Raw genomic sequence first — 12,858 nt, 5'->3', positions numbered from 1 at the left:
ACAAAAATAGCGCTTATATTGGCGCTATTTTTATTCTATTTATATTAAGTCTGAATGTTCTACCGACAACTGACGAAAAATTAAATTGAGTTTTACAGAGGTAAACTTGTACTAATCAATGATTAGTCGAGGATAAATAAGGTGAAAAAATGTTGGTTTCAATTAAAACATTGCTAAGTTTACTGTTATTAATAACTTTAACGGGACAGAGTTATGCTGAAAGTAATGAGCTGAGAAACACTAGAGGCGAAATCATTAAGTTAGATCCTAGCTTAACACCCGCTAAAAATTTTGATTTGAGCCAATGGAGTATTAGCTTACCTGTTGATACCAATAAAGACGGTATAGCTGACAATATTCCGGAAAATTATTTATCAAAGGGGTTAACTATTGCTCCTATTTTTTACACGGCAAAAGATGGTGGCATGGTTTTTACTGCGCCAATTGATGGCCCTAAAACCTCGAAAAACACTAAATATACCCGTACTGAATTACGTGAAATGCTCAGAGCAGGAAATACTCGAATTAAAACGACGGGCATTAGCAAAAATAATTGGGTGTTTAGTACGGTCAAAAGATCTGTTCGTAAAAAATCAGGTGGTGTCGATGGAACGCTTGACGCGACACTTGCGGTAAACCATGTCACTAAAACGGGCGATGCAAAACAAGTAGGTCGCGTGATCATTGGTCAAATTCATGCCAAAGATGATGAACCTGTTCGTTTGTATTACCGAAAATTACCGAACAATGAACGTGGTGCAATCTATATGGCTCATGAGCCTTTAACGGGGGATGAACAGTGGTATGACTTAATTGGGTCTCGTGCGAGTAATGCCAAAGACGATCCTGATGGAGTGCTGCTTAACGAAGTTTTCAGTTATCGAATACATGTTGATGGTGATTTACTGACAGTAACGATTATGCGTCCTGGAAAAGCTGATGTTGTTCAAGAAGTTGATATGAGTGAAAGTGGTTACCACAAAAGTAATCAGTATATGTATTTTAAAGCCGGTGTTTATAATCAAAACAATACTGGTGACAAAACAGATTATGTACAAGCTACCTTTTATCAATTAGAAAATAGTCATAAAAAACGTTAATTATTTATAACCTCAGAAACATGTTTTAAGACATCATCTATTTATACGGTAAACAATGACTCTGTAAAGCTGCTACCTGCGTCACTTAAAATCTATTGGTGGCGCGATGTCAAACAGTGCAGTTTCAATTCATAAACAATAGTTTTATTGTACTATATTACGTTGGAGGCCTAAGTGCTTTTACGATCAAATTTTATACTCATCAGCTTGTTGGTATTGCTTCAGGGCTGCGGATCTTCTTCAAGCTCTGATACGGCTATTGATGAACCTATTCAAGAACAACCTACTACACCGGATACACCAGACGAAGTAGTAATAGAAACTATTAGTTGCTCAACTTTAAACAAACTCGATTTTACTCAAGCCTCAGTTCAGTCACAAATGCAAGGGTTTGAGGCTAGTCAAAGTATTGATGGCTCATTTATCGCAAGCTCTCGATGGTCTACTTCCAACAATCAGCATGATTTAATATTAACACTTGATGAAGTTTCACTAGTTAAAGGTCTTGCTATTACTTGGTTAAATAACGATGAAAGAACTTACAGTTTTGATATTGAAACCTCACAAGATAAAGAAGAGTGGTTGCCAGTCTTAACATCAGCTATCAGTAACGCATCAACAACACGAGGTGAATATGTTGAGCTAACAGAAAGCTCAGCGCGTTACGTTAAAATTGTTGCCAATGGCAGTGATAAAAATGATGGGAATCATATTGTTGAAGTTGAAGCGTTTGGTTGTCGGGAGAACAAAACTTCGTCGATAGAACTAAACGATTGGTATTTAAGTATTCCTGTTGATGAAAGCACCAATTCAAAAGCGAAAAGTATTTATGAATCAACACTCAACGATAATTATTTTAATGCTGAATTTTTCTTTTTAGATAAAGAGGGCGGCATGGTTTTTAGAGCACCTATCGAAGGCGCTAAAACCTCAACCAATACTAAATATACTCGTACAGAGTTAAGGGAAATGTTAAGACGCGGGAATACAAATATAAGTACCCAAGGGGTGAACAAAAACAATTGGGTGTTCTCCAGCGCACCAGCAAGTGATCAATCTGCGGCCGGAGGAGTGGATGGTACGCTAACTGCTGAGTTGGCGGTAAATTACGTTACAGAAACGGGGGATAGCGCACAAGTAGGACGGGTTATCATAGGTCAAATACATGCAAATGATGACGAACCCATTCGTGTTTATTATCGAAAATTACCTAACAACGAGAAAGGTGCCATTTATTTAGCGCATGAAATTAAAGATGGCGATGATACTTATTACGAATTAATTGGTACGCGGTCTAAAAGTGCCGAAAACCCTGCCAATGGCATCAAATTAAATGAACGATTTGGCTATCAAATTTCGGTGTCTGGCAACATTTTAACCTTTACTCTGACTCGTGATGGTCAAGCAGATTTAATCCAAGAAATTGATATGAATAGTAGTAGCTACGACCTTGGTGGTCAATATATGTATTTCAAAGCAGGTGTTTATAATCAAAACAATTCAGGTGATCCGAAAGACTATGTTCAAGCGACATTTTATAAAATAGAAAATAGTCATATAAACTACGATGGGTAACATTGTTCGTAAATTAGTCGAATAGCGTTAAATTGTTAAATAACCGTTGTCGGCTAAATTTACTGTGATAGAATAGCTGGACATCTAGGTTGCATTTGGACCTGCACTGACATGTATATTGTTTTTATATATGACATGTGCTCCGTTGCAACGGGCTTGATCTAGGATTCGACAGGATTCACGAAGCTTGAGGTGCATGCCCAGGGGCGGTTGGCCTGGTAAAAAGCCGCAAAACTATAATTGCAAACGACGAAACGTTCGCACTAGCCGCTTAAGGCTAGCCATCACCTCATAAATTGTCCTGTTGTTTAGAGGATTGATGGTCACCCCAAATAGGATAGCGAGGGAAGCACGCTTAAGGCTGAACCGCGAAATAGTATTAAGCTCACCATGACGAAGCCTGTCGGTTGGCGTCTAATTGGTTAAATAAATAATCGACTAAGCATGTAGTACCGAAGGTCTAGGCTTTCTGGACGGGGGTTCGATTCCCCCCAGGTCCAAATGCAACTTAGAGTACCTTTCTTTTAAATAATTGTTATATAAATACTTAGTCACTCAGCAAAAAATTAACCGCCAAACTCAAGTCCAACGGTTATTTATCATTAAGTTAATTTCTCTTTAAAAAATGCCGTTGTACGTTGCCATGCTAATTCAGCATTTTCTTTATCGTACCTGGCCGTAGAATCATTGTGAAAGCCATGTTTAGCGTTTTTATACATATACATTTGATAATCTACATTTTGCGCTTTTAAGTCTTGTTCGTATTCTGGCCAAGATTTATTGACTCTTTCATCCAACTCACCTAGTTGGATCATCATAGATGCTTTAATATTTTTTCTGAGTTCTTTCGTTGCCGGAGTTCCATAAAAAGGTACACCAGCCGTTAATAACTTGCTATCGACAGCGGCTAAATAATTCACCATATAACCACCAAAGCAAAAACCGACAGCACCTAATTTACCATTGCTATAAGGTTGTGACTTTAAAAAGTTGGCTGCAGCAACAAAATCATGCTGAATTTTACCTCGGTCTAGCTTGCGTTGCATTGCTCTACCGTCATCATCATTGCCAGGGTAACCACCTACAGGGAATAGTGCATCAGGTGCAAAGGCGATAAAACCTTGTTTTGCTAATCGCCTTGCTACGTCTTTTACGTATGGGTTTAAACCTCTGTTTTCATGAATGACTAATACCACTGGATAAGTGTTCTTTTTAGTTGTTGGCTTTACTAAATACCCTCGGCCTTTGCCATGGCCTTGAGGAGAATCAAATTCTTGGTAACTTGCAATAATATCATCATCATTAAAAGATACTTGCTCAGCTAAAGCATAATTAGGCAATAGGGCTGAAGTTAGCGTTGTCATTGAGTAACCTAAGGCAACTAAAGTGGTTAATTTTTTCATAAAGTCACGACGGTCCATTCCGCCATGGGCATAATCGTCATACCAATCAAACGCTTCTTGTGGAATTTGAGTCGATTGTTCTTTCATATGAGTGGCCTTTACAGTTTGTTAGCTAGAAGGAATAAGCATGATTAAGGTTTAAAAGTAGCATCATTTTTCACCTTGAGCCAGAAAGGATATTGACTTTTTGTCCAACTTTATCGGTTTTAGTCGACGAGAATATTTCATGGGATGAATCCCCAAATTTGTGATGAAAACTGGTGAAAGGTTATTGTGGACAATTTTTATCTGAGCTAGGGAGTTGATAAAAATTGTCCAGAGGATTGGCTACGCTGTTTTCTGGTGGCGTGCTAACGGTCTAAATTTTTATTTTTCATTAAGCGACCTTTATCTACGGCCCATTCACGATCTTTGATATCTGCACGTTTATCGTGATCTTTTTTACCTTTACCTAAATAAAACTCAAGTTTTACCCAGCAGGCTTTCCAGTACATTGCTGTTGCAATTAATGAATAACCGTCACGTTCTACCGCGCCAATAAGTTTGTCTAACTCGCGTCGATTTAATAATAATTTACGATCCCGATTAGCATCACAAACTACATGGCTTGAAGCCGCGTTTAAGGGCATGATTTCAGCACCCAGTAAATAAGCTTCGCGGTTTTTAATATGCACGTAACAATCGGAAATGTTTACCTTTCCGCTACGGATACTTTTTATTTCCCAACCTTGCAAACTTAATCCCGCTTCAAACTTATCCGTTAAAGAGTAGTTATGACGCGCTTTTTTATTGAGTGCAATCGTATTGCTATTTGATTTTTTTAATTTCTTTTTTGCCATTATCTTTCCATTGTTAACGGCGACATTATACGGAGAATTATCGCTAATTAAATGACTATTTTTGATTTTTCCAAACTTGATTTAGGTTAATGCCTTTTTTGATAAGCTTTGCTATGATATCGCTTTATTTTTAGGGGGTTAAATGGCGTCAATTAGTCGTAATGCGTTAGTCATGTTTAGTGTTGAGCAAATGTATCAACTTATCAACGATATCGCTGCTTATCCGCAATTTATCCCCGATTGTGGCGATAGTAAAATTATTTCTGAAGATCAGCATGAAATGGTTGCAGGTTTATTGGTGGCCAAAGGCGGTTTGAAAAAATGGTTCACCACTAAAAATACGCTAATATCAAATAGTGAAATTAAGATGACGCTCGTCGACGGTCCATTTAAATCTTTAACCGGAAGTTGGCAATTAACTTCGTTATCAGATGAAGCATGTAAAATAAGTTTACACTTAGATTATGAATTTTCGAGTAAGGTATTTGATTTAGCTTTTGGTCGAGTATTTAATAGCTTAGCAAATAATATGGTTCAAGCGTTTACGCAACGTGCAAAAGATGTTTATGGAGCAAAAGTTGGATAGTTTAGAAATAAACAGCTCACAAGCTGATGAAAAACAAACATTAATAAAGATTGAAGTAGTTTATGGCACACCAACGGAGCAAGCGCTATTAACCTTAGAGGTTGAAGAGGGAGTAACGGTTGAGCAGGCTATTATCTCATCAGGCATTTTGTTAAGTTTCAAAGAAATAGATTTAACGGTAAATAAGGTCGGGATTTGGAATCGAACTGCTAAGCTCACTGATACGGTAAATGATTTAGATAGAATTGAAATTTATCGTCCGTTAATTGCTGATCCAAAAGAAGTGCGTAAACGTCGTGCTGAAAAAGCCAAAGAAGAAGGTCGAGCTGATAAAGTAACCGGTGGACGGGTTGATCCTCGACGTGCTAAATCCGAATAACATTATTGTATTATCGCTATCACTGTAGTTAGGGGTATATCGACATTGCAGGAGCATAATATTAAGCTCCTGTGAATTCGATTAAAGGGGATTAAATGTTTTAGGTTAGTTAACCATTGGTGTGTAGTAGCTTTCTGGTAATTCGAAATCGCCTTCAGCAGAAACTAGTTTGTTATCTTCAAATCTCACGGTAAATTGTTTTTTCGCGTTTAAATTTTCACTTCTACCTGACTTAAAACGATAAACGTAATGCCATGTATCCTTATTAAAAGCATCTAAAACTACCGGGCTACCGAGTACAAACTTTACTTGTTCTTTGGTCATACCCACTTGCAACTTGTCGACATCTTTTTGCTCTAAATAGTTTCCTTGTGGAATATCAATCCGGAAGACCCAGCTTGAACAGGCAGAAATTGATAAAACTAAACTTAAAGCTAAAACTCGAAACAACATGATGATGTATTTATCCTATAAACTGTGAACGGGGATAATAACTAAGCCAGCCATCAGATACAAAAGTTTTTTAGTTTATTTCACTTTCTGTTCAGCTTGCTAGTAATTCTTGGGCATTTGCAATGCTGTTATCGGTAATTTTATCACCGGCTAACAAGCGAGCAATTTCTTGGACTCGGCCATCGTTACTTAGTTCCGTAACTTTTGTTTCAGTATGTTCACCGTCTGTAAGTTTCGTCACAAATAATTGTTGATGTCCTTTAGACGCAACTTGAGGCAAGTGAGTTACACAAATAACTTGGGTGTTGGCTGACAATTGTTGCAGTTTTGTGCCAACCATTGCGGCTGTTGGTCCGCTAATACCAACATCAACTTCATCAAATATTAACGTTGGCGTTATAACTTTGTCTGCAAGGATCACTTGCATCGCTAGGCTTATTCTTGATAGCTCGCCTCCTGAGGCTACTTTATTCATGGCGGCTAATTGTTGACCTGGGTTTAAACTAATTAAAAAGTTGATATCATCTAAGCCATGAGAGGTGAGTTTTTCGTTTTCGTTTTGAGTCACACTTATTTGAAATTGGCCGTGTTCCATATTTAGTTCGCGCATACTTTCCGTAATTTTTGTACTTAAGGTCTTGGCAGCTGAAACTCTAGATTGAGTTAACGCTTTTGCGCTAGAGATGTAATTAGCTTCTGCGGTTTCAATTTCTTGATAAATATTATCTAAACGTGACTCATCGCCTGAGATCAATGCTAATTCTTGTTTTAAATGCTGGTGAAATTTAGTTAAGTTCTCTGGGGGAACATGATGTTTCTTTGCTAATTGAACCGCGGTTGAAAATCGCTCCTCAATGATTTGATAGGTTTGTGGGTCTAACTCTAAACGCTCGTAATAATGTCTTAGTTCGCTATTTACATCTTCTAGTTGTAATAAACTCTCATTAAGTTGTGCAGCCAACGGCTTAATATTTATATCTAAACTAGCGAGATGATTAATTTGTTCACAAGTCGTTCTTAAACTATCTGTAATATTAAATTGTTCATTTTCTGACAAATCTTGTAATGCTTGTAAAGAAATATCTAATAGTTGCTGGCTATTACTATGTCGTTTGTAATCCGTTTCTAGTTGTTCAAATTCGCCTTCAGCTAAGGCAAATTCATCCAGTTCATTGACTTGATATTGTAATAATTGACGTTGGGCATTTCGTTGAGATTGGCTTTCTTGTAACTTGTTGCATTCATGATTTAATGTTTGCCATTGCTTGAAATAATACTGCAAAGTATCGATTAAATTTTTATGATCTGCATAATCATCTAATATCTGACGTTGTTGTGAAGCTTTGACTATTAATTGATGTTCATGTTGGCCATGAATGTTGATCAAGTATTGTCCGATTTCTTTCAGTTGCGCTAAAGGTACTTGGCTGCCATTTATAAATGCTTTAGATCTTCCTTCGGCAGAGATCAATCGGCGAAGTATGCATTCTTGATCCTCAAATGAAATGTCATTTTTTTCTAACCATTGCTTTGCTATATTATTATTGTTGATGTCAAAAGTGGCAGACAACTCTGCTTTTTTACAATGAGGTCGAACAACATCAGTGACTGCACGATCGCCTAAACATAACCCTAATGCATCTATGGCAATCGACTTACCTGCGCCGGTTTCGCCTGTAATGGTAGTCATCCCATTACGCCAGTCAATATCTAACGCTCGGACAATTGCAAAATTTTGAATGTTTAAATGTAATAACATAATCAATCCAAATTGCTGTATAAATACTTAGGTGTTAATTTATACAGTGTTTAGGTTTTTTGCAATAATTATTTTAATTTTCCGTGATGGTTTTATCATCAACTTTTATAGAAAGGTTATATTTTTTATAAATAGCTTGGAGGGTATTATGCTCTAATAACTGTTTTGTGGTTGTATCATAATATTTTTTTAGCGCGATACCTTGTTCATCCTTACTAAAAATTAAATATAAATTTAATGTTGATAAATCTTGAATCTGATAATGACTTTGCTGCTCTATCGGCAAACTAGCTAAATGAAGTTCTAGGATGGATCTAATATCCAAATAATAATCTACTTTGTTTTTTTGCAACAAAGCCATTGCATCAGCCCTATAATGTGCAGTAATTCCGTCTAAAAATTGCGAGATATCAGATTGCATCAATTGTTCGGTATATGTCAAAGGCCATACACCAACTAAGGTTTTAATCTGAGTTAACGATAAAGGTTGTTTTGCGCGTGTTAAAATACTTAAAGGCTGAGTTAAAATAGGAAGGTCGGCAAAAAGATATTTGTCACTTTTAGGTAAAGCGCCACTAACTTGTGCTTGATTAATGGCGACTTGGTTTAATGCTCTTTTCCAAGGTAAATACTGTACGGATACGTTGTAAGGGGAGTGCTCAAAAACTTTATTAAAAATTTCATGATAAATACCCGTGCCGTCGCGATTTGTAAAACCTTCCCACGAGTCAGTAGCCCAAATTATATCAATCTTTGGTGATTGACCACACTTGGCGATACCTGAAGTAAATCCTACAAGTAGAACGAGGAAAAGACTGGCGGCACGCAGAGTGTTTATTTTTTTAATAAAGTTTATGTCCCCAACTTAGTTTACTTCTTAAAACATTAAAATAATTATGATCGAGGGGATGCACTAATCGAAGGGTATTTTTACTCTTTTTAATGATCACTTCATCACCAGGCATCACAGCTAAAATAACATGGCCGTCACAACTGACTTGTAAGTTTTCGTAATTTTCATTAGCGAGCACTAATTTAATTTCACTATTCCCGTCAACTACAATCGGACGACTAGTTAATGTATGGGGGAACATTGGCACTAAGGACAATGCATTTAAATTTGGGGTTAGAATAGGTCCGCCAGCAGACATTGAATAAGCCGTTGAACCAGTAGGTGTTGAAACGATTAAACCATCTGAGCGTTGGCTAAACATAAAACTGCCGTCGATATACACTTCAAATTCAATCATGCTAGCAACTTTACCCGCATGCAATACTGCCTCATTAACCGCACTATTAGAGCTTTTTAGTTTGCCATGGCGATAGACTTCAGCTTCGATAATAAATCGTTGTTCTGAACGAGACTCACCCGCTAATATTTTAGTTAATGGTTCGTTGATATCATCCGGCGATAAATCAGTTAAAAAACCTAAATTACCGCGGTTAACCCCTAAAACACCGATGTTATAACAAGATAAAACGCGTGCGGCACCTAACATATAACCGTCGCCACCGACAACGATGGCAAGATCTGCTTGATCACCTATTTCAGTGACTGAACGAATATTAATATCATTGAATTCGAGAGCACTCGCTACCGAATTTTCCACAAGAATTTGATATCCTTGCGTTGAAAGGAATTGGTACAGAGCATTAATAGTAATCCCTGCTCCCTTATGGTTTGGCTTACCAATTAAGCCGATTGTTTTATATAGTTTACTCATATTCGCTATAATTAGGGATTTTACACGGTTAACAGCAGTTTGGCGCTATTTTGGAAACTTGTAAAGTTGACTTTTTTATAAATGTTTCACATTTGTTCTTGAATCATTTAAACAAGCCCCCATAATTAGCACAATATTAGTTTTAATTAGTCGCATTTTACGATTTATCTTGGAGTTTTTCATGACTAACAAGTCTACAGAGAATAAGAGTGCTGAAGAAATTTCAGCAGAAGATTTAGCCGCAGAAATTATTGGTGAAGCAGAAGAGCAAGTTGAAGTGCAGTTAGATGCAGCCGCTGATAATATTAGTCCTGAGCAAGAAAGAATAAATGAATTAGAGCTCTCTTTATCAGTAGCTCAAGCTACAGTAGCGGATCAAAAAGATTCGGTGATTCGAGCAAAAGCAGAAGTTGATAATGTGCGTCGAAGAAGTGCACAAGACGTTGAGAAAGCACGCAAGTTTGCATTAGAAAAATTTGCCGCTGAAATGTTAACTGTCGTGGATAACTTAGAACGTGGTTTAGCAACCATTGATGCGGAAGCTGAAGAGCAAAAAGCTACTTTTGAAGGCGTTAATTTAACTCTGCAAGGTTTATTGTCAGGACTAGAGAAGTTTGGTGTTAAAGCGATTGATCCTCAAGATCAACCTTTTAACCCAGAGCTTCATCAAGCGATGTCGATGCAAGAAGTTGAAGGTGTTGAGCCAAATACTGTTATTGCGGTAATGCAAAAAGGTTATGAATTAAATGGTCGATTAATTCGTCCAGCAATGGTGATGGTATCTAAAGCTGCCCCTGCCGTAGATACTTCAGCATAAATTCATTGTATAAGCACCCAGAAAAGCCAGACATGATGTCTGGTTTTTTTATGGGTTTACATTGAATAAGACGCTCGAGAAAAGCACGCAGGATTTGTGTAAATTTGCCTGTAATTCTGCTTTATTTGTTATTTTCAAAAAATATGTCATTTTTTTTACTTTTTTTAACAAAAAGAGTTGAAAACAATTTTCTCGCCCCCAATTTAGTTTTCAACAACAGATTAATTTAATTTAGTATTCGGAGATCCTCAAGATGGGCAAAATTATTGGTATTGACCTAGGGACAACAAACTCATGTGTTGCTGTACTCGATGGCGACAAAGTACGTGTTATTGAAAATGCAGAAGGCGATCGTACAACACCTTCTATCATCGCTTATACAGAAGATGGTGAAACGTTAGTGGGTCAACCAGCTAAACGTCAATCAGTAACAAATCCTAAAAATACATTATTTGCTATTAAGCGTTTAATCGGTCGTCGCTTTGATGATAGTGAAGTGCAACGCGATATCGGCATTATGCCTTTTGGTATTGTTAAAGCAGACAACGGTGATGCTTGGGTAACGGCACGTGATAAAAACGTAGCTCCACCACAAGTTTCAGCAGAAGTTTTAGCGAAAATGAAAAAAACGGCAGAAGACTTTTTAGGTGAAACCGTTTCTGAAGCGGTAATCACAGTTCCTGCTTACTTCAATGACTCACAACGTCAAGCAACGAAAGATGCTGGCCGTATTGCGGGCTTAGATGTAAAACGTATTATTAACGAGCCTACGGCTGCTGCTCTTGCTTACGGCATGGATAAAAAACAAGGCGATAAAGTTGTTGCTGTATATGATTTAGGTGGTGGTACATTCGATATTTCAATTATTGAAATTGATGAAGTTGAAGGTGAGCACACTTTTGAAGTATTAGCGACTAACGGTGATACGCATTTAGGTGGTGAAGATTTTGATAACCGCTTAATCAATTACCTAGTTGAAGAATTCAAAAAAGACCAAGGCATGGATTTAACAAAAGATCCATTAGCAATGCAACGCTTGAAAGAAGCTGCAGAAAAAGCGAAATGTGAACTTTCTTCTGCACAACAAACTGATGTAAACCTACCTTACATTACGGCAGATGGCTCTGGTCCTAAGCACATGAACATTAAAGTGACGCGTGCAAAACTAGAATCACTTGTTGAAGATATGGTTAAAGCTACATTAGAACCACTTAAACAAGCACTTAAAGACGCTGATTTATCAGTAAGTGATGTGAATGATGTTATCTTGGTTGGTGGTCAAACACGTATGCCAATGGTTCAAAAAGCAGTGTCAGAGTTCTTTGGTAAAGAGCCTCGTAAAGATGTAAATCCTGATGAAGCAGTAGCTTCTGGTGCAGCAATTCAAGCGGGTGTACTTTCTGGTGATGTGACTGACGTACTTCTTTTAGATGTTACGCCATTATCATTAGGGATTGAAACAATGGGCGGTGTGATGACGAAAGTTATCGATAAAAATACCACTATCCCAACGAAGCAATCACAAACATTCTCAACAGCTGACGATAACCAAGCGGCGGTAACTGTGCATGTTGTACAAGGTGAGCGTAAGCAAGCTTCGGCTAACAAGTCTTTAGGTCAATTTAACCTTGAAGGTATTGATCCAGCGCCACGTGGTACACCACAAATCGAAGTAACTTTCGATATTGATGCCGATGGTATCTTACATGTAACGGCTAAAGATAAGAACACAGGTAAAGAACAAAAAATCACCATTAAAGCTTCATCTGGTTTATCAGACGATGAAGTAGAACAAATGGTACGTGACGCGGAAGCAAATGCTGATGAAGATGCGAAGTTTGAAGAACTAGTTCAAGCACGTAACCAAGCTGACGGCATGATCCACGCTACTCGTACTCAAATTACAGAAGCCGGTGATGATTTACCTGCAGAAGATAAAGAGAAAATCGAAGCGGCATTAGCGGAACTTGAAACTGCTTTAAAAGGCGATGATAAAGAAGCGATTGAAGCTAAGTCTCAAGCGGTTATCGAAGCTTCAGCTAAGTTAATGGAAATTGCACAAGCGAAAGCTCAAGCACAAGGTGGCGCACCAGAAGGTGCAGCTCCTGAAGGTGACGCAGCTCCAGCTGATGATGTAGTAGACGCTGAGTTTGAAGAGGTTAAGGACGACAAATAAGTCGGCTGAAAAGCTTATCGCTAGTTAGTCCCATTACTGCGTTGGAA

At 37.8% G+C, this 12,858-nt stretch carries 12 protein-coding genes and 1 other RNA gene; 7 read left to right on the top strand and 6 right to left on the bottom strand.

The genetic code is table 11. The features are described 5' to 3' along the window. Positions 1-149 precede the first annotated feature (149 nt). The 3 genes from RM573_RS03865 (at position 150) to ssrA (ending at position 3,176) form a co-directional block, all read left to right on the top strand. The gene (locus tag RM573_RS03865; RefSeq protein WP_311577558.1) at positions 150-1,100 is read left to right on the top strand and encodes a polysaccharide lyase family 7 protein; all 951 of its coding nucleotides are present in this window, start codon (positions 150-152) and stop codon (positions 1,098-1,100) included. Positions 1,101-1,274: 174 nt separating this feature from the next. After that, entirely contained in the window at positions 1,275-2,675 is a 1,401-nt protein-coding gene (locus RM573_RS03860; RefSeq protein ID WP_311577555.1) for a polysaccharide lyase family 7 protein, read from the top strand. 152 nt (positions 2,676-2,827) lie between these two features. Continuing rightward, positions 2,828-3,176, top strand: a transfer-messenger RNA (tmRNA) gene (gene ssrA, locus RM573_RS03855). A gap of 101 nt (positions 3,177-3,277) precedes the next feature. Here the strand turns inward: ssrA and RM573_RS03850 are convergent. Beyond that, the gene (locus RM573_RS03850; protein ID WP_311577552.1) at positions 3,278-4,165 is read right to left on the bottom strand and encodes a dienelactone hydrolase family protein; all 888 of its coding nucleotides are present in this window, start codon (positions 4,163-4,165) and stop codon (positions 3,278-3,280) included. A 263-nt stretch (positions 4,166-4,428) separates the two neighbouring features. Further along, a complete protein-coding gene (gene smpB / locus RM573_RS03845) occupies positions 4,429-4,917 on the bottom strand; it encodes an SsrA-binding protein SmpB (protein ID WP_311577548.1) in 489 nt (162 codons plus the stop codon). A gap of 142 nt (positions 4,918-5,059) precedes the next feature. Between smpB and RM573_RS03840 the strand changes: the two genes are divergently transcribed. Both RM573_RS03840 and RM573_RS03835 read left to right on the top strand, forming a co-directional pair. Continuing rightward, positions 5,060-5,503 carry a type II toxin-antitoxin system RatA family toxin gene (locus RM573_RS03840; RefSeq protein ID WP_311577544.1) on the top strand — a complete coding sequence of 148 codons (444 nt, stop codon included), beginning with the start codon at positions 5,060-5,062 and terminating at the stop codon, positions 5,501-5,503. Further along, positions 5,484-5,882 carry an RnfH family protein gene (locus RM573_RS03835; protein WP_311577541.1) on the top strand — a complete coding sequence of 133 codons (399 nt, stop codon included), beginning with the start codon at positions 5,484-5,486 and terminating at the stop codon, positions 5,880-5,882. The genes RM573_RS03840 and RM573_RS03835 overlap by 20 nt, the downstream gene beginning before the upstream one ends. A gap of 105 nt (positions 5,883-5,987) precedes the next feature. Here RM573_RS03835 and RM573_RS03830 read toward each other — a convergent pair whose 3' ends face one another. From RM573_RS03830 to nadK, 4 genes are all read right to left on the bottom strand, one after another. After that, complete coding sequence (locus RM573_RS03830) at positions 5,988-6,335, bottom strand: outer membrane protein assembly factor BamE (protein ID WP_311577537.1); 348 nt, start codon at positions 6,333-6,335, stop codon at positions 5,988-5,990. 91 nt (positions 6,336-6,426) lie between these two features. Continuing rightward, complete coding sequence (gene recN, locus RM573_RS03825) at positions 6,427-8,094, bottom strand: DNA repair protein RecN (protein ID WP_311577534.1); 1,668 nt, start codon at positions 8,092-8,094, stop codon at positions 6,427-6,429. A 73-nt stretch (positions 8,095-8,167) separates the two neighbouring features. Next, a complete protein-coding gene (locus RM573_RS17490; protein ID WP_432280207.1) occupies positions 8,168-8,536 on the bottom strand; it encodes a hypothetical protein in 369 nt (122 codons plus the stop codon). A 400-nt stretch (positions 8,537-8,936) separates the two neighbouring features. After that, complete coding sequence (gene nadK, locus RM573_RS03815) at positions 8,937-9,818, bottom strand: NAD(+) kinase (protein ID WP_311577531.1); 882 nt, start codon at positions 9,816-9,818, stop codon at positions 8,937-8,939. Between the two features lie 181 nt (positions 9,819-9,999). On the opposite strand from nadK, the gene grpE reads away from it, so the two are divergent. Together grpE and dnaK are read left to right on the top strand one after the other, a co-directional pair. Further along, the gene (gene grpE, locus RM573_RS03810) at positions 10,000-10,635 is read left to right on the top strand and encodes a nucleotide exchange factor GrpE (protein ID WP_311577527.1); all 636 of its coding nucleotides are present in this window, start codon (positions 10,000-10,002) and stop codon (positions 10,633-10,635) included. A gap of 253 nt (positions 10,636-10,888) precedes the next feature. Next, on the top strand, positions 10,889-12,811 hold the full coding sequence (dnaK, locus tag RM573_RS03805; RefSeq protein ID WP_311577524.1) for a molecular chaperone DnaK: 1,923 nt from the start codon (positions 10,889-10,891) through the stop codon (positions 12,809-12,811). Positions 12,812-12,858: the final 47 nt, after the last annotated feature.

The sequence above is a fragment of the Thalassotalea castellviae genome (assembly GCF_031846185.1).
In the GTDB taxonomy this organism is placed as follows: Bacteria; Pseudomonadota; Gammaproteobacteria; order Enterobacterales; family Alteromonadaceae; genus Thalassotalea_H; species Thalassotalea_H castellviae.
The sequence above is the reverse complement of the archived record's forward strand: the minus strand, read 5'-3'. Positions and strand labels throughout refer to the sequence as shown.

Coding starts and splice junctions, on each gene's coding strand:
- RM573_RS03865 (WP_311577558.1), top strand. CDS start 150: ATGTTGGTTTCAATTAAAACATTGCTAAGTTTACTGTTATTAATAACT.
- RM573_RS03850 (WP_311577552.1), bottom strand. CDS start 4,165: ATGAAAGAACAATCGACTCAAATTCCACAAGAAGCGTTTGATTGGTAT.
- smpB (WP_311577548.1), bottom strand. CDS start 4,917: ATGGCAAAAAAGAAATTAAAAAAATCAAATAGCAATACGATTGCACTC.
- RM573_RS03840 (WP_311577544.1), top strand. CDS start 5,060: ATGGCGTCAATTAGTCGTAATGCGTTAGTCATGTTTAGTGTTGAGCAA.
- RM573_RS03835 (WP_311577541.1), top strand. CDS start 5,484: ATGGAGCAAAAGTTGGATAGTTTAGAAATAAACAGCTCACAAGCTGAT.
- RM573_RS03830 (WP_311577537.1), bottom strand. CDS start 6,335: ATGTTGTTTCGAGTTTTAGCTTTAAGTTTAGTTTTATCAATTTCTGCC.
- recN (WP_311577534.1), bottom strand. CDS start 8,094: ATGTTATTACATTTAAACATTCAAAATTTTGCAATTGTCCGAGCGTTA.
- nadK (WP_311577531.1), bottom strand. CDS start 9,818: ATGAGTAAACTATATAAAACAATCGGCTTAATTGGTAAGCCAAACCAT.
- grpE (WP_311577527.1), top strand. CDS start 10,000: ATGACTAACAAGTCTACAGAGAATAAGAGTGCTGAAGAAATTTCAGCA.
- dnaK (WP_311577524.1), top strand. CDS start 10,889: ATGGGCAAAATTATTGGTATTGACCTAGGGACAACAAACTCATGTGTT.